16 protein-coding genes and 2 tRNA genes are annotated in these 22,581 nt (G+C 43.2%); 10 read left to right on the forward strand and 8 right to left on the reverse strand.

Annotated features, from left to right (window positions below; genetic code table 11):
- Window positions 1-97: 97 nt before the first annotated feature.
- The 8 genes from N745_RS0100645 (at window position 98) to N745_RS0100680 (ending at window position 8,528) form a co-directional block, all read left to right on the forward strand.
- Entirely contained in the window at window positions 98-1,654 is a 1,557-nt protein-coding gene (locus tag N745_RS0100645; RefSeq protein WP_024850214.1) for an NADH-quinone oxidoreductase subunit L, read from the forward strand.
- Window positions 1,654-4,122: a YbcC family protein gene (locus tag N745_RS0100650; protein ID WP_024850215.1), complete on the forward strand. Its 2,469-nt coding sequence runs from the start codon at window positions 1,654-1,656 to the stop codon at window positions 4,120-4,122. The genes N745_RS0100645 and N745_RS0100650 overlap by 1 nt, the downstream gene beginning before the upstream one ends.
- Window positions 4,123-4,234: 112 nt before the next feature.
- Window positions 4,235-4,310: transfer RNA gene (locus tag N745_RS0100655), tRNA-Phe, on the forward strand.
- Window positions 4,311-4,315: 5 nt separating this feature from the next.
- Window positions 4,316-4,399: transfer RNA gene (locus N745_RS0100660), tRNA-Leu, on the forward strand.
- Between the two features lie 211 nt (window positions 4,400-4,610).
- The gene (locus N745_RS0100665) at window positions 4,611-6,062 is read left to right on the forward strand and encodes a circularly permuted type 2 ATP-grasp protein (RefSeq protein ID WP_024850216.1); all 1,452 of its coding nucleotides are present in this window, start codon (window positions 4,611-4,613) and stop codon (window positions 6,060-6,062) included.
- Window positions 6,062-7,030, forward strand: coding sequence for an alpha-E domain-containing protein (locus N745_RS0100670; protein ID WP_051453355.1), 969 nt, complete (start codon window positions 6,062-6,064; stop codon window positions 7,028-7,030). The genes N745_RS0100665 and N745_RS0100670 overlap by 1 nt, the downstream gene beginning before the upstream one ends.
- Window positions 7,031-7,043: 13 nt before the next feature.
- Window positions 7,044-8,093 (forward strand): zinc-binding metallopeptidase family protein, encoded by a 1,050-nt coding sequence (locus N745_RS0100675; RefSeq protein ID WP_024850218.1) that lies wholly within the window; start codon window positions 7,044-7,046, stop codon window positions 8,091-8,093.
- A gap of 81 nt (window positions 8,094-8,174) precedes the next feature.
- Entirely contained in the window at window positions 8,175-8,528 is a 354-nt protein-coding gene (locus N745_RS0100680; RefSeq protein WP_024850219.1) for a hypothetical protein, read from the forward strand.
- Window positions 8,529-8,586: 58 nt separating this feature from the next.
- Here N745_RS0100680 and typA read toward each other — a convergent pair whose 3' ends face one another.
- From typA to metH, 7 genes are all read right to left on the reverse strand, one after another.
- Window positions 8,587-10,410: a translational GTPase TypA gene (gene typA, locus N745_RS0100685; RefSeq protein WP_024850220.1), complete on the reverse strand. Its 1,824-nt coding sequence runs from the start codon at window positions 10,408-10,410 to the stop codon at window positions 8,587-8,589.
- A gap of 136 nt (window positions 10,411-10,546) precedes the next feature.
- A complete protein-coding gene (locus tag N745_RS0100690) occupies window positions 10,547-11,098 on the reverse strand; it encodes a DUF6691 family protein (RefSeq protein WP_024850221.1) in 552 nt (183 codons plus the stop codon).
- A 10-nt stretch (window positions 11,099-11,108) separates the two neighbouring features.
- Window positions 11,109-11,597 (reverse strand): YeeE/YedE family protein, encoded by a 489-nt coding sequence (locus N745_RS0100695; protein WP_024850222.1) that lies wholly within the window; start codon window positions 11,595-11,597, stop codon window positions 11,109-11,111.
- A gap of 204 nt (window positions 11,598-11,801) precedes the next feature.
- Window positions 11,802-12,377, reverse strand: a complete 576-nt coding sequence (locus N745_RS0100700) for a rhodanese-like domain-containing protein (protein WP_024850223.1) — start codon at window positions 12,375-12,377, stop codon at window positions 11,802-11,804.
- A 418-nt stretch (window positions 12,378-12,795) separates the two neighbouring features.
- A complete protein-coding gene (locus tag N745_RS0100705; RefSeq protein ID WP_024850224.1) occupies window positions 12,796-14,235 on the reverse strand; it encodes a sensor domain-containing diguanylate cyclase in 1,440 nt (479 codons plus the stop codon).
- Between the two features lie 168 nt (window positions 14,236-14,403).
- Window positions 14,404-14,913, reverse strand: coding sequence for a DsrE family protein (locus tag N745_RS0100710; protein ID WP_024850225.1), 510 nt, complete (start codon window positions 14,911-14,913; stop codon window positions 14,404-14,406).
- Between the two features lie 181 nt (window positions 14,914-15,094).
- Window positions 15,095-18,805: a methionine synthase gene (metH, locus tag N745_RS0100715; RefSeq protein WP_024850226.1), complete on the reverse strand. Its 3,711-nt coding sequence runs from the start codon at window positions 18,803-18,805 to the stop codon at window positions 15,095-15,097.
- Between the two features lie 228 nt (window positions 18,806-19,033).
- On the opposite strand from metH, the gene N745_RS0100720 reads away from it, so the two are divergent.
- Entirely contained in the window at window positions 19,034-19,984 is a 951-nt protein-coding gene (locus N745_RS0100720) for an AEC family transporter (RefSeq protein ID WP_024850227.1), read from the forward strand.
- Window positions 19,985-20,010: 26 nt separating this feature from the next.
- Here N745_RS0100720 and N745_RS0100725 read toward each other — a convergent pair whose 3' ends face one another.
- Window positions 20,011-21,150, reverse strand: a complete 1,140-nt coding sequence (locus N745_RS0100725; RefSeq protein ID WP_024850228.1) for a YqcI/YcgG family protein — start codon at window positions 21,148-21,150, stop codon at window positions 20,011-20,013.
- A gap of 329 nt (window positions 21,151-21,479) precedes the next feature.
- On the opposite strand from N745_RS0100725, the gene trmA reads away from it, so the two are divergent.
- Window positions 21,480-22,571 carry a tRNA (uridine(54)-C5)-methyltransferase TrmA gene (trmA, locus tag N745_RS0100730; protein ID WP_024850229.1) on the forward strand — a complete coding sequence of 364 codons (1,092 nt, stop codon included), beginning with the start codon at window positions 21,480-21,482 and terminating at the stop codon, window positions 22,569-22,571.
- The last annotated feature ends 10 nt before the right edge of the window (window positions 22,572-22,581 follow it).

Below are 22,581 nucleotides of genomic sequence, written 5' to 3' on the forward strand. Positions count from 1 at the left end.
ATTTAAAAAGGATTTTTTCAGTCAGCTTTTTTGTTGGACATTGTTTGGTTTTAGCAACGAGTCAGTCTGAACCAAATATAAGATGAAAGGAGTTTTTATGAGCTTGCAATGGATCGGAACCCTGATGACATGGTTTATACCATTAAGCTTGTTCGTTGTTGCCATGATGAATGAAAGGAAAGCACGTTGGCAGTTAGCGCGTGTTGTCAGTTTCATGGGATTAGTGATGACAATGATATTGGGAGCGGCGCTCTACTTTAAATGGATTAACTTAGGTGGCAGCGAACATTGGCTAGTGACATCTAACGCCAGTATTTTGGTTTTAGGGTTGGTGACTTTTATTGGTTTTATCAATATCGGTTATTCGCGTGTTTATATGTCTGGAAACCTTGAAGAAGAAAAGCGCTATTTGCGCTGGCTTTTGGTAATCCTGGGAACAGTTGCGACCGTTATTACCACCAACCATATGCTGGTATTGGTGATTGGCTGGATTGCCATTACCTTGGGGCTGCATCGTCTGTTGATTTTTTATCCTAACCGTCAACGTGCGGTATTGGCTGCATATAAAAAATATATCTTCGCCAGAATTGCTGAGGCTTGCTTGCTCGGCGCAGTATTGATTCTGCATTATGAGCATGGCACTTGGTTCATTAGTGACATCTATCAAGACATACAAGTGTCGACACATCTCACAAATCTAGATCATTTGGCCGCATTGTTATTGGCATTGACTGCATTAATCAAATGCGCGCAATTACCTGTGCATGGTTGGTTGATTCAAGTTGTAGAAGCCCCAACCCCGGTTTCGGCACTACTGCATGCCGGCATTATCAATCTGGGTGGTTATCTATTGATTGTTTTTGCCCCTTTGATTGTGAAGTCTGATATTGCTCAGTGGATGTTGTTGATTGTCGGTGGCATAACGACCGTTTTAGCGGCATTGGTGATGATGACGCGTGCTTCAGTCAAAGTCCGTTTGGCTTGGTCGACCATGTCGCAAATGGGTTTGATGTTGGTTGAGTGCGCACTTGGATTGTTTGAGTTGGCATTGCTACATCTTATCGCGCACTCTTGCTACAAAGCTTATGCCTTCTTGAACTCTGGATCTGAGGTTGAAGCAAGTATGAAACGTCGCCTGTCAGAAGCCGAGCCACCAACTCGATTAGAGTGGTGGGTTGCCGGGTTGTTTTCGCTGGCGCTGGTAGTGGGCATGATCTTGGCCTTTAATTTACCTGAACCTTATAGCCCATGGTTGTTGTTTGCCATTGCTTTAACCCTATTGATAGCGGAAAGACGTGGGCGTTTATCAACCACAAGCCTGTTTGAAATGAGCCTTTTGGCGGTGTTTTTATTGGCAGTTTATATCTTGCAGAAGAACGGTGCAGGTTTATTGATTCCCAACTTGCCGACCAGTGTTGGCTGGCAAGGAGACTTGTGGATAGCAACCCTCTTGATTGCCTTTATGGCAGGTTATATTTTGTTGCGCTACCACCAAGATTTGCCTTGGATGAAAAAGGTACGCCGTGCGTTTTACGCAGGGTTCTATCTCGATGAATTGGTAACACGGTTGAATTTGAGAATCTATCCAACACGCTTGCCGGTTAGATTCAAGCCGAAAAAATTACAGATTCCAAAAGAGGAGTTGTTTCACTGATGAAATTGACGCATAAATCAGCAGAAGAGTCAGTACAAATTCAAGCGCAACCCTTGGCACCGAATTTAACTGACAAGCAAAAAATTGAGCTAAAAAAAGCCTGTGCGAAAATCGCGCCCACCTGGCCGCTGGACGAACTGGTTGCGGTTAACCCTTGGTGGGAAATGCGCGATCAGCATTTTTCAGAAGTCTCCGCAAAGTTGACTGCTCTAAGCCAGGCACAATGCTTGATGCCAAAATCTTATTTTCAGGATATTTGGATGGAAAGCCTTTTGCCGCATCATTTAGAGCAAGCCGTTAAAGAGCTGGGAGTGGATTATTCCGTCGAAAATCTTGAACGTTACTTGTTGGAAGACGACGAGCATACCCATTGGCACAATGTCAGTGACTTCGTGGACAGTGGGCGTGACCGTAAGTACAAAATGGCTTGGCGTGATGAAATTACCCATCAAATCAGCCAGTTTTGTGCGGATTTCTTCCGTATTCGTATGCGTGAAGATTCCTATGCGAAAACCTATCAAGGTTTGTATAGCGAATGGTTGGCCACTACCCGTCAAGACAAAGGGATTGAAATCCTGATGGCGGAAGATGGCTTGACCGAGCAATTTATGAGTTTACCTGAGTCGGCAGAAGACTTGATTGCTGAGGCTTTAACCGTTCTGCGCGTGTCTGATGATTGTGTGTCAGATTATGCACATGCATTGTTATTAGATATTAACGGTTGGACGTCATGGGTCGCTTATTTGAGATGGCAAGATGGTTTAAACGCGGACGAAAACAGTTTGATGATGGATTTGCTAGCCATTCGCATCGCTTGGGAGCGTGTGCTTTGGCGTCATCAAAAGTTTCATGACCGAGCGGCCTTTAATGAATTGCGGGTTATGTGGCGTCATCAAATGAATATTTTGCCGGAATTGGTCACCACTCACAAAGCTGCGCAAGCGAAAAAGTGGATTTGGCAAAGAGCAGCCGAGATTGCTTACCAGTCTAACCTGAATCAGCAGTTGAAACATGCGGCGGCAATTGATGTCGACGCAGAGAAACAACAACCTAAGTTACAGGCAGCATTCTGTATTGATGTGCGTTCTGAGGTCATTCGTCGTGCATTAGAAGCTCAGGATGCAAGCATCGAAACCATTGGTTATGCCGGGTTCTTCGGGTTGCCGATTGCTTATCAGCCAGTTGGCACTGACGTTTCGCGTCCACAATTGCCTGCATTGTTGAAGCCTAGCGTTCAGGTAAAACCCTTGATGCCTGAGGCGCAAGGAGAGGCAACGAAAAAATCGCTTAATAAAAAAGCGCGCTGGTTAGAGTGGGGAATCGCGGCACCGGCAACCTTCAGTATGGTTGAATCTACTGGATTGCTTTATGCGTTTAAGCTGTTGCGAAACAGCTTGTTTCCACAAGACCATGAACATCCGATTAATCACCTGCCGATGTCAGATGAATTTGAGTTGATGCGTGATAATGAGGCGTTGAGTCTTGATCAGAAAGTAGAGCTGGCGGCAGGTATTTTGCATGGCTTGGGATTGGATCGTCACTTGGCGGAAACCGTTATGTTGATTGGTCATGGCAGCAGCAGTTGCAACAACCCCCATGCGGCCAGTTACGATTGTGGCGCTTGTGGCGGGCAAACGGGTGAGATAAATGTTCGAGTATTGAGTTTCTTGCTAAACGACGAAGCGGTTCGTCATGGTTTGAAGAAACAAGGCATCGAGATTCCCGCTAATACGCGTTTTGTTGGTGCGATGCATAACACGACGACAGATAGCTTTACCTTCTATGGTTCAGAGGCGCCTGATGAGGTCATTCAGAATTGGTTTGAACGTGCTTCTGAGCTATCTATGCAAGAACGAGCGATGCGAATGGATCTTAGTCATATGGAAGCAGATGATATCTACAAGTCTATTCGACGCAGAGCAAAAGATTGGTCTCAGGTGCGACCTGAATGGGGCTTGTCTGGCAATGCCTCGTTTATCGTTGCACCAAGAAGTCGTACCCGAGGATTGGATTTACAAGGCCGAGCCTTCTTACATGATTACGATTGGCAACAGGATGCTGATGGATCATTGTTGACTCAAATCATGACTGCACCGATGGTGGTGACTAATTGGATCAACTTGCAATACTATGCATCCGTTTGTGATAACTATGTTTACGGTAGTGGTAACAAGGTGTTGCATAACGTTGTTGATGGTAGTATCGGGGTATTTGAAGGTAATGGTGGCGACCTGAGAATCGGTCTGCCGATGCAGTCCATCCACGATGGTAAGCAATGGATGCATGAACCGCTTCGTTTAAGTGTCTATATCGATGCGCCAAGAGACGCTATCGCCAAAGTCGCCGAAGAGCATGAAGTCGTTCGTCAGTTGATCGACAATGAATGGCTATACTGCTTCAGGTGGGATAGGGATGGCGTTATCGAAAGATTCATTAACCAAGGATGGGAAAACGCTGAAATAGCGTAGTGAGTTGCTGAGAGTCTATACAGAACCTTATTTTTAGCGGAAATTTCAATATTTTTGAAATAGTATTTGACACTCAGAAAGCCCCTCTCTATAATACGCAAATTCAAAAAATGGCCACATAGCTCAGTCGGTAGAGCAAAGGATTGAAAATCCTTGTGTCCCTGGTTCGATTCCAGGTGTGGCCACCACATTCGCGAGCGTGGTGGAATTGGTAGACACGCCAGATTTAGGTTCTGGTGCCTTTGGTGTGAGAGTTCGAGTCTCTCCGCTCGCACCACATTCTCAAAGCCTGAGCATTTATGCTCGGGCTTTTTTATTTTTAGAAGCATTTAAATTGGTGCAATACCAGTTTCTTTTGAAGCACTGTCTTTGAATGAGCGCACTTTTTCCTGATAACTATTCGCTAACGTATTGTTAGATAACTACTTGTTTTCATTAGCCTAACATTTGCTTTATTTCCTTAAATTGTTCCACGAGGAGTTAAGGAAATGCATGCAGAACTCAAAAAGTACAAAGTCGGCACAGGCTATGACGAGGTTCTTTGTGATAAGGGGGAACCTAAGGCGGCCGCTTCCGCGCTGGTAGAGCATCTAAAAACCTTATCACTTTCCGATTTAAGAGAGCTTCAAAAAAATGCGGAAGCAACGATTGCGCAGATGGGCATCTCATTTACGGTCTATAGTGATGAAGGCAATATTGATCGATTGTGGCCGTTTGATCTTTTGCCGAGAGTCATCGATGAAGACGAATGGAAGCAAGTTTCATGTGGTCTAAAACAAAGATTAAAAGCGCTCAATTTATTTATTGAAGACATCTATAACGATCAAAAAATTCTAAAAGCAGGCATAGTTCCTTCTGAAATCATCCTTTCTTCTAAAGATTATCGTCCTGAGTGTCATGGCATGAAGTTGAAACATCATTCTTGGGCATCTATTTGTGGCTCGGATTTGGTACGAGACGGTTCCGGTAATTTTTATGTGCTAGAAGATAATCTTCGGGTGCCTTCCGGCGTGTCTTATATGTTGGAAAATCGCGCTGTGATGAAGGGGGTGATGCCGGATGTGTTTCGCGATATTTGTATATTACCAATGAATCAGTATCCCTATGAATTATTGTCAATGCTACGTTCTTTGTGTCCGACCGACACCCTTCAGCCCGAAGTTGTTGTCTTAACGCCAGGTATTTTCAACTCTGCCTATTATGAACATTCCTTTTTAGCTCATGAAATGGGAGTGGAGTTGGTCGAGGGTGGTGACTTGGTTGTCGGGGATGATGATTGTGTTTATATGCGCAATATTGATGGGTTGCAAAAGGTCGATGTGATTTACCGGCGTATTGATGATGCTTTTCTAGATCCTGAAGTTTTTAACCCGGATTCTGCTTTGGGTGTGCCAGGCTTGATGCGGGCATGGAAGGCTGGTAATGTGGCAATCGCTAATGCGCCAGGCTGTGGGGTTGCGGATGATAAGGTGCTTTATGCTTATGTGCCAGACATTATTCGTTTCTACTTAGCTGAAGAGCCCATTTTACCGAATGTTCCTACCTATCTTTGTAGTCGAGAGGAAGACCGTCAATATGTGTTGGCGCACCTTGAAGAATTAGTGGTGAAACCGGCAAATGAGTCTGGCGGTTATGGATTGTTAATCGGACCCAAGGCAGATAAGCAAGAGATCGAAAAATTTAGAGGGTTGATTGAAGAAAATCCTAGAAATTACGTGGCGCAACCGACCTTGTCTTTGTCGACTGTGCCGACACTGTGCGAAGAAGGTGTGGAGCCGAGACATGTGGATTTACGTCCTTTTATTTTGCAGGGTGAAAAGTCCTATGTCACAGCGGGTGGTTTGACACGCGTTGCTTTGGTGAAGGGGTCGTTGGTAGTGAACTCTTCTCAAGGGGGTGGCAGTAAAGACACTTGGATCGTTAAAAAGGAGGGCGTGTAATGTTGTTGTCTAGAGTTGCAGAGCGCCTGTATTGGTTGGCCAGATATGTGGAGCGTGTTGAGAATACGGCAAGATTATCAAAAATTCATTCTCAGTTGATGTTTGATTTACCTAAGTCGGTAAAGTTGAACTGGTATACCTTGGTAGAGCTGACCAGCAGTGAAGATTATTTCGATGAGCATTATGATGCGCGTACCGAGAAGAATTGTATGTGGATGCTGTTGGGCGATAGAAACAATTCAGCCTCGCTGATTTCATCTTTGTGGTGGGCGAGAGAGAATATTCGCACAACGCGAGACTCTTTGCCACGAGAGGCTTGGGTGTATATCAATGAGATCTATTTGTATGTTAAGGACAATATTGATGACCTTCAGGTGAGAAGCCGTCGCAATGCGTTATTGGAGAAGGTGATTCGTGCTTGTCAGGCGATTTCCGGCATGTTGATGGGAACGATGGCTGATAATGCCGCATTCAGGTTTTTGATGCTGGGGCAATTGATTGAGCGTGCGGATATGACTTCTCGTATTTTGGATGTTGGTGGTTATTTTGCAGCGCAAGAAGACAATCCTGAAGAAGTGGAACAGTATGGCAGTATTCTTTGGGCAAATATCTTGAAATCCATTGGTATTTATTTCATGTATCGTCAGACCGTGCAAATTGAGATTAACGGGAATTCTGTCATTGAGTTTTTGGTGTATGATGACAAGCAATTCCGCTCTCTTAAATATTGTTCTGAAAGGCTGTATGAGTTATCCAGTTCATTGCCAAACTCAAGAAAGGTTTTGATGGTGATTAAGCAATTACAAGATTTGATTCATCAACCGCCAGAAATAGAGGCTGGATCAAGCACGCTACATGATTATTTGGATGAAATACAATTGGCTATTTCCGCTATTCATAGTGTTTGTTATCAGACCTGGTTTTATCCAGAAGTGGAAGCAGTTTCAGATATGAAAAATATTCAATAAGGAGTAAGTTGCTGTGAAGCGTTTTTTTTGCCGCTGTGGGCAAGAGATTTTTTTTAACAACTTATTCTGCGAGAGTTGTGGTCGAGACTTGGCTTATGATCCGTTGATTCAGAGTATGTGGAGTGGAGAGTTAAGTGAACAAGGGTTCTTGCCACATTATCAGGATGGTTCCAATACCAATGTGGTGTTGAAACCCTGTGATAATCGCCATTATCCAATCAATTGCAATTGGTTGGTCACCGATGAGGCGGCATGCCAATGTATTTCATGTCAAACCACTCGGACGATTCCAGACATGAATGTACCGAAAAATCCGCAAAGGTGGCGTATTCTTGAGCGGGCAAAGCGTCATTTATTTTCCACGCTCTTGTTGTTGAATTTGCCTATTCAGAATTATCGACAAGTGGTTAATGGATTGTCGTTTGATTTTCTGGAAGATAAACGAACCAATCCTAATGTGGCCTTGGAGCATGTTTTGACCGGACACAGTCATGGGCAAATAACATTAAATGCTGCGGAAGCCGATGAGGGGTTTTTGCACACCATGAAAGAAGAGATGGGGGAGCCATATCGTACGGTTCTTGGCCATTTTCGACATGAGATAGGACATTATTATTGGGATAAGTTGATTAATAACCAACAAAGGTTGGAAGCCTTTAGAGAATTGTTCGGTGACGAGCGTCAAGACTATGATGAAGCGCTTAAGCGTTATTATGAAAACGGTGCCCCTGAGTTTCGCAGTCATCAGTATATTTCTATGTATGCAAGCAGTCATCCATTTGAAGATTGGGCAGAGACATGGGCTCACTATATGCATATAGTTGATACTCTAGAAACCGCAGTGAGTTACGGTCTGAGTGTGTATAAGCCAAAGGTAAATGACTTTAATAGCTGGTATTCGGAGTGGGCAAGAGTTGCTCAGGTGATGAATGCTTTAAGTCGAAGCATGGGGCATGATGATGCCTATCCATTTGTTCTGACGGATATTGTTAAAGGTAAATTGAAGTTCATAGATAAGGTTGTAGATAGTTTTTCCGAACAGGGCGCAGAAGTGTTGAATTAAAGTTAAGATTTGAGAGGAAAGGCCGATAACTTAATTTGAATTCTATACACTAAAATAAGTGATGTATTCGAAGGGAAAGTCATGGCCAAAAAGCAGTTTGATACGGAACTAGACAGGGAATGGATAGGTAAGCTTGTCAAAATGCCATTGGAGCAACGTAAACTGGAGTTGAAGCATTGTGATTTGCACTCACTTGCCAAAGCCTTGTCTGACTACCCCAATTGGCAATCAGAAAAGATTGCAGAAGCCCTTCAAAAACCTCTATCTCAAGAATTTATTAAAGCTGTAAAAATCTACAAAGGTGAGTTGCCATTTCCTAAGAAAGTTCGAAAACGTATTCATGTATTAAATAAATCACGTTTAGCGACATCGATTTTTTTAGTGGTTTTGTTGATAGTTCTCATCTTTGTTTTGAATGTTTTATTTCCTTCGTAAATCTTTTCGAGAGACAAAAAAAGCCCGCAACCGCGGGCTTTTTTTATAAGCAAGTGAATTAAGCTTTAGAACGACCAGCTCTTTTACGCTCGTTTTCGGTAAGTAATTTCTTACGGATACGAATGCTTTCTGGCGTGACTTCAACCAACTCATCGTCATCGATAAACTCAAGTGCTTGCTCAAGAGAGAAGCGAATTGGTGGTGTTAAAACTTGTGCTTCATCTGTACCTGATGCACGCATGTTGGTTAGCTGCTTCCCTTTTAGAGGGTTTACAGTTAGGTCGTTTGCGCGACTGTGCAGACCAATGATCATCCCTTCATAAACCTCTTCACCATGACCGATATACAGACGACCACGATCCTGTAGGTTGAATAGAGCGAAGGTCAATGCTTTACCTTGGCCGATAGAGATCAATACACCATTGGTGCGTTCACCCAAAGTGCCTGCAAACTTAGGACCATAATGAGAGAAGCTTGAGAAGATCAAACCGTTCCCTTGCGTTGCTGTCATAAATTCAGTGCGGAAACCAATCAAACCACGCGAAGGGATGATGAAGTCAATACGCACGCGACCATGCCCGTCTGGTACCATGTCTTGCATTTCAGCTTTACGTTGTCCCAATTTTTCCATGATGGTTCCTTGAGCTTCTTCAGGCACATCAACGGTTAGGTTTTCATAAGGCTCTTGTGTTTCACCATCAACTTCTTTGAAGATAACTTCAGGACGCGAAATACCCATTTCAAAGCCTTCGCGACGCATGGTTTCAATCAATACAGACAAGTGAAGTTCACCACGACCTGAAACACGGAATTTATTCGCATCTTCAGTATCTTCAACGCGCAACGCAACGTTGGTTAGTAGCTCTTTGTCTAGACGCTCGCGAATTTGGCGAGAAGTCAGTAACTTACCTTCTTGTCCTACAAAAGGAGAATTATTGACTTGGAAAGTCATGCTAACAGTCGGTTCGTCAACTGTTAATGGTGGCAACGCTTCAACGGCAGTTGGATCACAAAGCGTGTCTGAAATATTTAGAGGGTCTAAACCACTAAAAGCGATAATGTCACCAGCGTGAGCTTCATCAACATTGACACGCTCAAGACCTAGGTAACCAAAAATTTCGCCCATTTTTCCGTTACGCTTAGCACCATTTTTATCAATAATCGTGATGTTCATGCCTACTTTGACTGATCCACGTTTGATACGACCAGTACCGATAATGCCTTTGTAAGTGTCGTAATCCAAAGAGATACACTGCATTTGGAAAGGGCCTTCGAAATCGACATCAGGTGGACTTACTTTTTCAACAATTGTTTCAAAAATAGGCGTCATATCCCCTTCGCGAACAGACTCATCATGTCCTGCAAAACCGTTCAAACCTGAAGCATAGATGACATCGAAATCCATTTGTTCGTCAGTTGCACCTAGGCGGTCAAACAAATCGAAAGTTTGATCCAATACCCAGTCAGGACGAGCACCAGGACGATCGATTTTGTTGATGACAACAATCGGGTTTAAGCCTTGTTGGAGTGCTTTTTCCGTTACAAAACGCGTTTGAGGCATAGGCCCTTCAACCGCATCAACCAGTAGTAATACAGAGTCTACCATCGACAAAATACGCTCAACTTCACCACCAAAGTCAGCATGGCCTGGGGTGTCTACGATATTGATGCGGAAATCATTCCAGTTGATAGCGGTGTTTTTAGAAAGGATGGTGATACCACGCTCTTTTTCCAGATCATTGGAGTCCATTACGCGATCGCCAAGGTCTTTTCGAACATCGTCAAAGGTGCCGGATTGTTTGAGAAGTTGGTCAACTAGGGTAGTTTTACCGTGGTCAACGTGGGCGATGATCGCAATATTGCGGATATGGTCTGCTTTCATTAAGAGCGCTCTCTGGAAAATTAAAAGAGCGTATTATACTGAAAACCTGAACGATTTTTGTTAATTGATTGAAATAATTGGCGTTTTAAATGAAAAAGGCGACCTTTTGGTCGCCACAACTCATGGAAAGTTTTTATTAAGAACCGCAGCTATTGTCTGGGCAAGGGGGTACTTTGTTTTCATCGTCAAGATTTAAAGCTTTATGTCTGCGAGCCATCATTAGGTAGGTTTGTAGTAAGCCGTATGCCGTTGTTCCAATAAGGAGTCCAATCAATGCGAAGATAGCTCCGATTTTACCTTCGCCAATCATTGCAGGGATGGTGCCTGGGCAGGAGGCACTCATCCCCCAGCCAATTCCAAATAACATGGCGCCAACTATTAAACCTTTTTGGTATGGCTTTTTTACAAAATCCACTTCACTACCTGTCGCGATAGCACGAACCTTTAAGCGTTTTAGAATCAGTACTCCAATCATGGCAACTGTAACGGCTGTGCCAATGACAATCATTAATTGAAAGTTTTCAAATAAGAACATTTTGGCATGAAAGTCATAAGTGGTTGCACCTGCATGACTCATTAGAAAACCAAATAAAATACCCGTTAAGAGTCCAAAAAAGTTGTTACGGTAAAGGAAGCCAAATGAAACAATATAATTACGGATACCGTCTTTCGCTGGAAGTTTGTGCATGGTGATTCTCCTAGGTTCCGAAAAGTAAGCGTGTAGTAATAAAGGCGCTAACAAAGAAAATGCCACCGGCGAGCAAACTTGGTGGGTTTAGCATTGCACCACCTACTAAAGCATGGCCTGTTGTGCACGCACCGGCTAGACGAGCACCAAACCCTAAAAGGGTTCCGCCTAAAATTAGCCAGATAGCGCGCCCCGCATCCGTTTGAGGAAAAATGCTGTCATACATACCCATGTCGAAACTGAAATGCCAAGGTTCAGGAGAGGAAAGGGCGCTTAGTAGACCACCAAATGGAATACCAATTAAGAACCAGAGTCTTGAATTGTTTAGTTTTGAGTATTCACCTACGCGGAAATATTCAACATTTTTAAACATCAAACCACAGAAATTACCATATCCAGTAGAGCAACCGGCTGGTTTACCCATTAACCAGAAATGAAAAATAACAAATAGACCAATTGCTAGACCTGCAATCCAAGGGCTCCAAACGACAATTTGCATGTGCGTCACCTTCATAAAATCAACTAATGTAAAGCTATTTTATGGCGGCAGAAACCCATGTGCAAAATGAGGTTTTTTGCTTTGATATAAGAAAATTTTATGGAATAAAACTATTTTTTATTCGTATAAGAGTATTAGGAGATTCTTAATAATAAAAAAGGAGCCCTTAAGCTCCTTTTTATTAAACAAAAAAACGTCTTGAAATTATTTTAGTTCAAGAATGTCTTTCTTTAGCTTTTGAGTAAACGGTAGGTTGTCATTCATCCAGCCCACTTTGTTACGCTTACCATGGTCAGCTTTGTTTGGACCACCTTGGAAACCACCAACAAGAGTATAAGCGTGAGTAAAGCCATGCTTGGCCATCATGTTAACGGCAACTGCTGAACGGTCACCAGAACGACACATGAAGATGATTTTGCTATCTTTGTTAAGACCTTTTGCTTTAACCAAAGCTTCAACTTCAGAAACGAATTGCTTGTTTTTTACAGTGCCAAAACGCTTTTTCTTAGCATCGTATTTAGAGAAATCACGATAAACTAAAGGGATATTTTTGTCGATAACAGTAGGTGTACCAACAAACTCTAATTCTGCAGGTGTTCTAACATCGATGAAAAGAACCTTGTTACCGTCTTTCATTTTCATGTCATAAGCTTCTTGAGGAGAAGCATACAAACCTAGAGTTGTCTGTTTTTTCTTGCTGTGTGGCGTAGCTGCTGCAAAAGCAGAAACTGATGATAGAGCGAAAGTGACTGCTGCGAAGGTAAGTAATAGTTTTTTCATTATCAAATCCTTAGATAACTATTTTTATAGTAAAGTTTCATTACTCAGAAAGTCCGAGAACATAAGCATAGTAGCAACTCTTAAAATTTTGCGCTAAGAAAAAAATTTTTATCCTTATAAAAGGGATTGATACTTTAACGAAGGATTAGGGTTTGCTAGTTAGCGACAACCGTTTTAGTAGGTAAAAGGCGAGTCGAGAAATATTTTTTTAATTTCTGGTGAGGAAAAGTTTTCATATTTTTGTAAATATATACTTTGTTTGATTTATATCAAACACGGTGTTTGGGTATATGTATTAGCTTTGAGATAGGCGCTATTTAATACTATTCAGTGCGGGGGGAGCAGCTGTTCCAGACATTCGGGTTTGAATTTTGTGCCATGGTTGTCGACGGCTTCACCATAATATCAAAGATTGAGATTAATCCGTGATGACTTTATTTTTTCCGGTTTTCTTTGCTGTATACATAGCATCATCAAGTCGGTGGAAAATGCTATCAGGACTATCTCCAACACGACAGCTTGTTACGCCCACACTGATGGTGATAGGTTTGTTTCTCAATTTAATCAGAGCATCATCTTGTTCAATTTGATTTTTAAGATGCTCTGCTGTGAATTCAGCTGTTGTGAGAGATGTATTTGCCAAGGCAATAATAAACTCTTCACCACCCCAACGAGCAATGAGATTACCATCTTTGAATAGGTTGTGGAGAATTTCTCCCATCCGAGCAAGCACTTGATCACCAATTTGATGGCCTAGTTGGTCATTGATCTCCTTAAAGTCATCAACATCAAAAAAGATTAGGCTCAGAGGGTGTCCGCTTTTTTGAGAAATAGGAAGTAACTTTTCAAAATATTCGTTAAACGAACGGCGATTTTTGAGATGTGTTATTGGATCGTTGTGGGCGAAAAACTCTAGTTTACGGTTATAGCTACGCACAACGGTCAAGATAAAGAGTGTCACTACAAGGGTAATGATCAAGGAAATAGATAGGTTGAGATAAAAGGTTTTTCGCACCTGTTTGGTAAAGTCGTTTAGATCGGCTTGTACCAGCAAGTATGCTCCGAGCTCAGGTATATATTGGGTGTTCAATAAATAATGCTGGCCTTGTTGGGTATATTCCAACACCTTTTTTTCATTAGCATAAATGTCATTTTTTAGTTTAGCGAGAGCTGGAATATCGTTGATGCTAGAGAGCTTGTTGGTTTTTCGCTCTCTAAGAATTACTTTGCCATCCTTGTTAATAAAAAATACGGTAAATTGATACTGCTCTCTAAAGTGCTTTAGGATAGAGTCTATATAAGACATGCGCATGCCAATGCCCGTAGCCCCAATCAGTTTTCCAGAATTATCAAATATTTTATGGTTAATAAACATAATCATGCTGTTACTGAATTTGTCGTTGTAATCCAGGTTGATTTCATGATTGTTTTTTTCGTTTTTAAACCGGAAATACCATTTGTTGTCCGGTTTGTCGGAGCTCATTTTCTCAATGAAGCCCTTTTGAGAGTAATAGCGGAGTGTTTTTTCGGAAACCAGAAAGGTCACGAACATACCGTATTTTTCTTGGATGGTTTTTAGGTAACTTTGAATTTTTGTTGTGTCTTGTTCGTCATACACAAGCCAGTGTTTGACAAAAGTATCATGTGCCATAATCGATGAGATTAGGTTTGGTTGGATGATATTGCGCTGTATTTCGGTGGAAATATTATCGACAGACAGCGGCAAAGAGCGAGTTTTCAGCTCTTTTTGTTTGGCGCTTAAGGAAACCGAGAAGTTAATTAATGAAATTGAAATGGATAGAAATACCAGAAGCAGCGAAATCACAGCAACAATTTTAATGTTTGAGTCGAACTTCATTAACTAGGGAGTCCTTGTTTGGTTTAGCATGGTAAAAACCATTTTTTATTAGTGGTTTTGCGAATTATAACCAAATGACAGCGCTATTTTTAGGATTAAATCGTGACTTTGTTTGGTAGCAGTTTATATTCAAACAAAAGCACAATAGATAAGGGGCGCCAGATTATGTTAATAAACTGGCACCAAAGCGTAACCTTGTGCTTGCCAACCCATTACGGATAAAAAGCCGGAGCGAACCGGTTTTATGCCTGGGTATAACGTGTCATTATCGACTTTGAAATAAGCGGTCGCTGCAGAGCAAGCTTCCATCTTGACGCCCAAATTAATCAAACGAGCAATCTGAGCTTTAATTTTCGGCAAAACTTCAGCGTGTTGGAATTCGACTTCTTCCGAAGGTTTGGTCGTAATGAACTTCACCGCGCTGGAGATGAACACCACTCTTAAATTTGGTTTTACACCTTCTTTGAGCAAGTTTTTATGATTGGTCTCAATACCTTTCAGGTAAGCCAGCATGACGTTGGGGTTCGATTTCCTGACGTCATAAAGTGTATGGATTTCGGTGATGCCTTGGAGAGCTTCTTTATTGTCAAGTTCCTGAGCCTGAGCGGAAAGTGGCATAAGCGAAACCAAGCTCAATAATAAACCGCAGAAAAGTGTTGAATTAGTGCCGATACGCATCGTGTCCTCCTTTGGTTATGCCGATATTTTTATTGTTCTGATATGAACTCTATCACAAATTGTGTGAGAGGATTTATGCTAAAAACAGAAAATTGTTTTTGAGATAGAGGTCAAAGAAAATCTGCCAGGCTGGGTAAGTGAGCACTCTGACAGTAGAGTGCTCCATGTTTCTGAGGCTGGATCAGTTCGCAAAATCTTCCGGGTCGTAACCTAGGTTTGGCGCTAGCCAGGTTTCAGCTTTTTCAATGCTCCAGCCTTTACGTTGGGCATAGTCTTCTACCTGATCTCGACCTAAAGATCCGACACCGAAATATTTGGCATCAGGGTGCGCAAAATAGGTGCCGGAAACGGCAGCCGTTGGTGTCATGGCAAAGCTTTCGGTAATTTCAAGGCCGATAGCTGCGTCTGGTTTTAAGATTTCCCAAATAGTGCCTTTTTCGGTGTGGTCAGGGCAGGCAGGGTAGCCTGCTGCTGGACGAATCCCTTGATAGCGTTCTCGAATCAGGTCTTCATTGGTCAGTTCTTCATCAGCGGCATAAGCCCAGTCTTCTTTACGAACGATTTCATGTAATTTTTCGGCAAAAGCTTCAGCCAAACGGTCTGCCAAGGCTTTTAACATAATCGCATTATAATCATCATGCGCTTTTTCAAAACGCTCTACATGCTCGTCAATGCCGATACCGGCCGTGACGGCAAATAAGCCTACATAGTCTGCTACGCCAGTTTCTTTCGGAGCGATAAAGTCGGATAAGCAACCATTAGCACCGCCACGTTTTTTCTCGGCTTGTTGTCTAAGGTGATGAAGTTTGTGTATGACTTTAGTGCGAGTTTCATCGCTATAGATTTCTATGTCGTCACCCACGCGATTGGCAGGGTAGAAGCCATAAATCGCTTTGGCAGTAAGCCATTTCTCGTCGAGAATTTTTTGCAGCATGGCCTGTGCATCGGCAAAAAGTTTTTTCGCTTCTTCACCGACAACCTTGTCCTCAAGAATGCGAGGGTATAAGCCATGCAGTTCCCAAGATTGGAAAAAAGGTGACCAGTCAAAACGTTCAACCAGTTTTTCCAGTGGATAATCTTCTAGTACTTTTGTGCCCAAGAATTTAGGTTTTGTTGGGGTGTAATCTTGCCAAGCATCTAGTGTTAAAGATGGATTTTTACGTGCTTTATTGATGGAGATACGCTTGACCTGCTTGGCACGTGCCTTACGTTCTTCACGCACTTGCTCGTATTCAGCACGGATTTTGGCGGCGAAGTCAGATTTTAAGTCATTAGAAATCAGGCTTTGTGCCACGCCCACGGCACGTGAAGCATCTTTGACATAAACCACAGGGTGTTCATATTGTGGTTCGATTTTTACTGCAGTATGGGCTTTAGAAGTGGTGGCACCACCGATGAGTAGCGGTAAGTTCATGCCACGCTCTTTCATCAGTTTGGCGACATTGACCATCTCTTCCAGTGATGGTGTTATCAAACCGGAAAGACCAATGACATTCGCGCCTTGTTCGATGGCGGTATCAAGAATCTTTTCCGCAGGCACCATGACACCAAGGTCGATGACCTCGAAGTTATTACATTGTAGTACGACGCCAACAATGTTTTTACCTATATCGTGTACATCACCCTTAACGGTCGCCATCACGATTTTGCCTTGAACCTGCCCCGAAGATTTTTCCGCTTCCAAGAAGGGGTCAAGATAAGCAACAGCACGTTTCATCACGCGTGCGGACTTCACTACTTGCGGCAGGAACATTTTTCCAGATCCGAACAGGTCACCAACCACGTTCATGCCGTCCATTAATGGACCTTCGATAACATTAATCGGTGCGCCGAGCTTTTGGCGAGCTTCTTCGGTATCGTCTTCGATAAAATCGGTAATGCCTTTCACTAAAGAGTGTTCAAGGCGCTTTTCAACAGAAGCTTCACGCCAAGATAAATCGGCAACTTTGCTGGCAGCAGAACCATCACCGCGGAACTCTTCAGCCACTTCCAGCAGGCGTTCACCGGCTTCAGGGTCTTTGTTGAGAATTACGTCTTCGACAGCTAAACGTAGCTTCTCTGGCAGGTCGTCGTAAATCGCCATTTGTCCTGCATTAACGATCCCCATGTCCATACCTTCTTTGATGGCGTAGTAGAGGAATACCGAGTGAATGGCTTCGCGAACCGGATTGTTGCCTCGGAAGGAGAACGAGACGTTCGACACGCCACCGGAGATTTTTGCATAAGGTAGGTTTTGCTTAATCCAGGTGACGGCGTTGATAAAGTCCAGGCCGTAGTTGTTGTGCTCTTCAATCCCGGTGGCGACCGCGAAAATGTTCGGGTCGAAAATGATGTCTTGTGGCAGGAAGCCGACTTTTTCGGTCAATACTTTGTATGAGCGCGAACAGATTTCGATTTTACGTTCTAGGGTGTCAGCCTGACCGTCTTCGTCAAACGCCATGATAATGGCAGCAGCACCATATTTTTTAACCAGTTTGGCATGGTGGATAAACGCTTCTTCGCCTTCTTTCAGAGAGATGGAGTTGACGACCCCTTTACCCTGAATGCATTTTAGACCTGCTTCGATGACTTCCCACTTGGAGGAGTCGATCATAATCGGTACGCGGGACGCTTCCGGTTCGGATGCCAGTAAGTTCAGGAAGCGTGTCATACAGGCTTTGGCATCTAGCATGCCTTCATCCATATTCACGTCAATAATCTGTGCGCCGTCTTCTACTTGTTTAACGGCGATTTCAATTGCTTCATCGTAGTTGTCTTCGATAATCAGGCGTTTGAATTTTGCTGAACCTGTGACGTTATTTCGTTCACCAACATTGACAAACAAAGAGCTGTCGTCGATATTTAGTGGTTCTAAGCCGGACAAACGACATGCTGGTTTAATAGTTGGTAACTGGCGGCGAGGATGTTTTTGGGCGGCTTGAGCCATCGCGGCAACGTGATCTGGGGTGGTGCCGCAGCATCCGCCGATAATGTTGATCCAGCCTTTTTCTGCCCAAACAGCAATTTCCGCAGCCATTTGTTCTGGGGTTTCATCGTATTCACCAAATTCGTTAGGTAGACCTGCATTTGGGTGAATGGAAATATAGGTTTCGCAAACGCGACTGAGTTCTTCCACATAAGGGCGCAATTCTTCCGGCCCTAAGGCACAGTTCAAACCAACTGAAAGTGGTTCGGCATGTGCGACGGCATTATAGAAAGACTCTGTGGTTTGACCCGAAAGGGTACGACCACTCGCGTCCGTTATCGTACCGGAAAGCATAATCGGTACTTCATAGCCGACTTCGTCTTCTACTTCTTTCACGGCGAAAATCGCAGCCTTGGCATTGAGTGTGTCGAAAATGGTCTCAATCAGGATGGTATCAACACCGCCTTCTAATAAAGCATGGGTTGCCTGCTTATAAGTAATGACCAGTTCGTCAAAGGAGGTGTTGCGGAACCCTGGATCATTTACGTCAGGCGAAATAGATGCCGTACGGTTCGTCGGCCCCAAAACACCTGCAACAAAACGCGGTTTGCCATCTTCTTGCTCGGCAATGTCACAAGCCTCACGTGCTACTTTAGCAGCGGCCAGATTGAGTTCGGTGACGACTTCTTGCATGTCGTAATCGGCTTGTGCGATGGTGGTGCCGTTGAATGAGTTGGTTTCGACAATATCGACGCCATTGCGTAAGAACTGAAGGTGAATATCACGAATGAGTTTTGGTTGTGTGATGACCAAAATGTCGTTATTGCCTTTGATGTCCATGTGATAATCGGCAAAGCGAGTACCGCGAAACTCTTCTTCCGTTAGCTCCAAACCTTGAATCATGGTGCCCATTGCACCATCAAGAATTACGACACGTTCGTTAAGTAAGGATTTAAGTTGTTGGAGTCTTTCAGTTTTTGTTGTCATTTTGCCACTTAAATTAGGTCATCAATTAAAGCGCGTATTTTAACCGAATACTGAGAGACTTCCTAATCTTGCGTGTTGGTGAATAGATTAATTGATAAAATCTGCCAGGCTGGGGTAGATTGTTTATGCGTCTTTACACTTGCTTCTGTCGCGCGTTGCATTGCGGCTTTAAAGCGTGTCTGCTAATTTATGCAGATTGTTAAACATTAATTCTGATTCGATTTTTTCATGCTTGGAACTTTTTCAATTTTATTGCCGATTTTTGGTTTGATTGCGGCTGGGTTTATCAGTCGTAAAACCAAAGTAATGGGTGCAACTGCTGCCGGTGAGCTGAGTCGCTTTGTCGTTTGGTTGGCATTGCCAGCGTTATTGTTCGATATTATGGCGAACAGCCATTGGTCTGATCTATATTTACCCGACTTTATTAGTGTTTACCTAATTGGTTCAATGAGTGTTTTTGCGCTGGTTTTATTGTGGCGATTAAAGCAGGGGCATAAGCTTGCTGATGCAAGCATAGACAGCGTTTCTGCAGCATATTCTAATGCGGCGTATATTGGCTTTCCTTTGCTGCTTTTGGTGTTTGGTGCATCCAGCCATGTACCGACGACCATTGCCAGTATTATCGTAGTGAGTGTCGTTTTTGCCACAGCCATTATCTTGATAGAGGCAGGCTTACAGTCGGAAGTTTCTTTACACCTCAAGGTGCAAAAGGTGTTGAAAGCGGTGTTTCTCAATCCGTTGATTTTATCACCAATTGCTGGCGTGATTGTCGCAGCTGCATCCATTCATTTGCCGCAAAGTATCGAGACTTTTTTAAAGTTTCTTGGCAATGCAGCCAGTCCGGCGGCATTGGTGAGTTTGGGGTTGTTTTTGGCGGATGCCAAGGTAGCTTCCGGCCAGAGTTCGACTCAAAGTCGAGTCACGCCTTGGGTGCTGACGGCAATTAAGTTGATTGGTCAGCCATTGTTGGTGGCCTGGCTGGCACTAGGTGTGTTCGATATGGATCATGAGCTGGCGATGATGGCGATTCTGCTTGCAGCTTTGCCGACAGGAACCGGACCTTTCATGCTTGCAGAGTATTATCGACGAGAAGCCTTGGTGACTGCGCAAACGGTTTTGTATTCTACGCTTGCGTCTTTAATTACCTTGTCGGTGCTTCTCACTTTTTTCACTAAATAAGCTCGAAGTAGACTGGGGAGATGGTCTTACAGGTACTGCCACCAACGTACGGCAGGATCTTCAGCATGCATGGGACGGATAAAGCGTTCCACTTCTTTTTCTTTGCCCTCGTTGCTGTAAGCCATATTGTTACGGGCGAAGTTTTGCAGAATGCGTTCGCGCGATTGTTGCTCTTTGCCGTCTGTTAACCCAGGGTGATTTCGCAAGACAAAGTCTGGCTGGAAAAAGAAATAAGTGTAGTCGAATCCATAAGGATTTCGAGCGTGTTTTAATGGGTAGCAAGTTCCAAACGCGGTTAAGAATAAGCTTTCTCCTGCCCAAGAATATTTCCAGCCCTTAACTTCTATATCTTGTTGTAGGCAGTCCGAGTGCGTTGGATCGATTTTGTTGAGAGCGGATAAAAATTTGGCAACGGTTTGTGCTAGCTCATCGACGCTGTCACTGAAAGAAGCGGGCATACGCAATGCATAGCCTTTGAACTTTTCTTTTTTACCAAAGGTCATAAAACGGAAAAAACCTTCGGCAAAACGTTGAATGTTTTGTTCGAATGTCAGTTCATTATCCCATTCGTCTGCTCCCCAGTACTTGCCTGTTTGGGCAAAAATGCATTGAGTTTTGTCTACAGCACCCAAAAACTGTCGGTGTGTTGGCGAAAAGACGGGTTCATATTCATTTTCATCACGGGCAAATTTTTTCAATATCGGTAAACTGCCAGCCCAATGCGCTTCAAAGTCTTTTAGTTGCGAAGGGAAATTGACCGCCAACATAGCAAATAAACGGTTGGTAAGATTTTGAATGCTCTCTAAGTCGTTTTCCGGAATGGGATTTTGAATCTGTACCGATTGATAAAATGCAAGAGTGTCCGCCAGTTGTTTTAGAGTAGGTAGGATACTTTCGTGTGCATACTCATCTGCGAATTCAGGTTTTTGACAATGGTTTAACAGGCGATCGGGAAGTACATAATAACGATAAGCTGTTTGCAAAATGACAAAGCTCAAAAGTGACTTAGTGGATTGATCCTTCCAATTGCTGTATTGCTCCATCTGTTCAATAAGATAGTGGATAAGATTGATGGTTGTTTTATCGTTAAGCTGTAGGTGTTGCTCAGTGGCAAAAGCTTCAGCACGTCTTTGCGCTATTACGAATTGTTTGAGTAAATTCAACACTTCCACACGTCCTTAAAATTCTAGGTTTAGTTGCTAAGGCGGTGGCGCATCCATGTTCCTATGCCTAATCATTTACCTGGTTGTTCTGTTGGCGGCGGGAATGATATCGAAATTCACTGATATTGTATATAAACCATATTAATTTTATGGTTTTATTGAGCTGGTTTGAAACAAAAAACAAATAAGAGTTGTTGCTCTTAAGTCACCGCCGTTGGTTTTGTCTGTTTTTGGGGCCATTTTCAACGTTTTTACCTGCTTTTGCAACCTAACTCAAAGTGTGCAATCTGTTATAATTCGCGCTTTATAGTTAAGTTTTTAAGTTATCTTCAATGCTTTGTCAGGTTTTCCCCGAGAGTTATGAGGCACAATTAACCGACAAGAAAAATCGGTTACAGGTGCTGATTCCCCATTTACAAAAATTATCAATTTTTGAGTCGACGCCTGCGCATTACCGTGCGAGAGCGGAGTTTCGCGTGTGGCATGAAGGAGATGAAACCTTCTACATCATGTTTGATTCCGAAACCAAGGAAAAAGTGCGAGTCGATCGTTGTCCTATGGCGCTAGAGTCCATCGATGCTTTAATGCCGAAACTGATGCAAGCAATTGAGCAGATGCCGGTTTTACGTCAAAAGTTGTTTCAGGTCGATTTTCTAGCTACTTTAAGTGGCGAGATGCTGGTCACGTTGATTTATCGCAGATCCATTGCCGAAGATGAAGCGTGGCTTAGTGCCGCGGAGGCTTTGAAAGCAGATTTGGGCGTTACATCAATTATCGGGCGAGCACGTAAACAAAAAATCCTGCTTGATCAAGGCTATGTGACTGAGCAATTGAAGGTTGATGATAAAACCTTTATTTACCAGCAGGTAGAAAACAGTTTTACTCAACCGAATGCTGGTGTTGCGCAAAAGATGCTGCATTGGGCAAGACGCATGGCGAAAAGCTATGTTGACCCGCAAACGGATTTGATTGAGCTTTATTGCGGTAATGGAAACTTTTCCATTGCCTTGTCGGAGCACTTTAACCGCGTGTTGGCCACCGAGATTTCCAAAACGTCGGTGCAATCGGCGCAGTTCAATATTGCAGCCAATCAGGTAGAAAACTTGGTGGTGGTGAAGATGGCTGCGGAAGAGATTTCGCAAGCATTGCAAGGACAGAGTTTTAACCGCCTCGCAAATGTCGATTTGGCGAGTTATGACTTTAAAACAATTTTTGTAGATCCACCAAGAGCAGGTTTGGATGATTTGACGCGTAGCATGGTCGTTGAGTTTGATTACATTATTTATATCTCCTGCAATCCGGAAACTTTGGCAAGAGATTTAGTGTCGATTGAGAAAACGCACGAGATCGTTGAATCAGCATTGTTTGACCAGTTTCCGTACACGCACCATATCGAAAGCGGTGTGTTTTTGAGAAAGAGATAGAAGCAAGAAG

It is taken from the genome of Hydrogenovibrio kuenenii DSM 12350, from assembly GCF_000526715.1.
In the GTDB taxonomy this organism is placed as follows: Bacteria; Pseudomonadota; Gammaproteobacteria; order Thiomicrospirales; family Thiomicrospiraceae; genus Hydrogenovibrio; species Hydrogenovibrio kuenenii.

Excerpts from the sequence above, each read along its gene's own strand:
- N745_RS0100705 (WP_024850224.1), bottom strand. The coding sequence starts at position 14,235 with ATGAAGTTCGACTCAAACATTAAAATTGTTGCTGTGATTTCGCTGCTT.
- N745_RS0100700 (WP_024850223.1), bottom strand. The coding sequence starts at position 12,377 with ATGAAAAAACTATTACTTACCTTCGCAGCAGTCACTTTCGCTCTATCA.
- N745_RS0100710 (WP_024850225.1), bottom strand. The coding sequence starts at position 14,913 with ATGCGTATCGGCACTAATTCAACACTTTTCTGCGGTTTATTATTGAGC.
- metH (WP_024850226.1), bottom strand. The coding sequence starts at position 18,805 with ATGACAACAAAAACTGAAAGACTCCAACAACTTAAATCCTTACTTAAC.
- N745_RS0100665 (WP_024850216.1), top strand. The coding sequence starts at position 4,611 with ATGCATGCAGAACTCAAAAAGTACAAAGTCGGCACAGGCTATGACGAG.
- typA (WP_024850220.1), bottom strand. The coding sequence starts at position 10,410 with ATGAAAGCAGACCATATCCGCAATATTGCGATCATCGCCCACGTTGAC.
- N745_RS0100690 (WP_024850221.1), bottom strand. The coding sequence starts at position 11,098 with ATGCACAAACTTCCAGCGAAAGACGGTATCCGTAATTATATTGTTTCA.
- trmA (WP_024850229.1), top strand. The coding sequence starts at position 21,480 with ATGCTTTGTCAGGTTTTCCCCGAGAGTTATGAGGCACAATTAACCGAC.
- N745_RS0100680 (WP_024850219.1), top strand. The coding sequence starts at position 8,175 with ATGGCCAAAAAGCAGTTTGATACGGAACTAGACAGGGAATGGATAGGT.
- N745_RS0100720 (WP_024850227.1), top strand. The coding sequence starts at position 19,034 with ATGCTTGGAACTTTTTCAATTTTATTGCCGATTTTTGGTTTGATTGCG.
- N745_RS0100645 (WP_024850214.1), top strand. The coding sequence starts at position 98 with ATGAGCTTGCAATGGATCGGAACCCTGATGACATGGTTTATACCATTA.
- N745_RS0100670 (WP_051453355.1), top strand. The coding sequence starts at position 6,062 with ATGTTGTTGTCTAGAGTTGCAGAGCGCCTGTATTGGTTGGCCAGATAT.
- N745_RS0100695 (WP_024850222.1), bottom strand. The coding sequence starts at position 11,597 with ATGCAAATTGTCGTTTGGAGCCCTTGGATTGCAGGTCTAGCAATTGGT.
- N745_RS0100650 (WP_024850215.1), top strand. The coding sequence starts at position 1,654 with ATGAAATTGACGCATAAATCAGCAGAAGAGTCAGTACAAATTCAAGCG.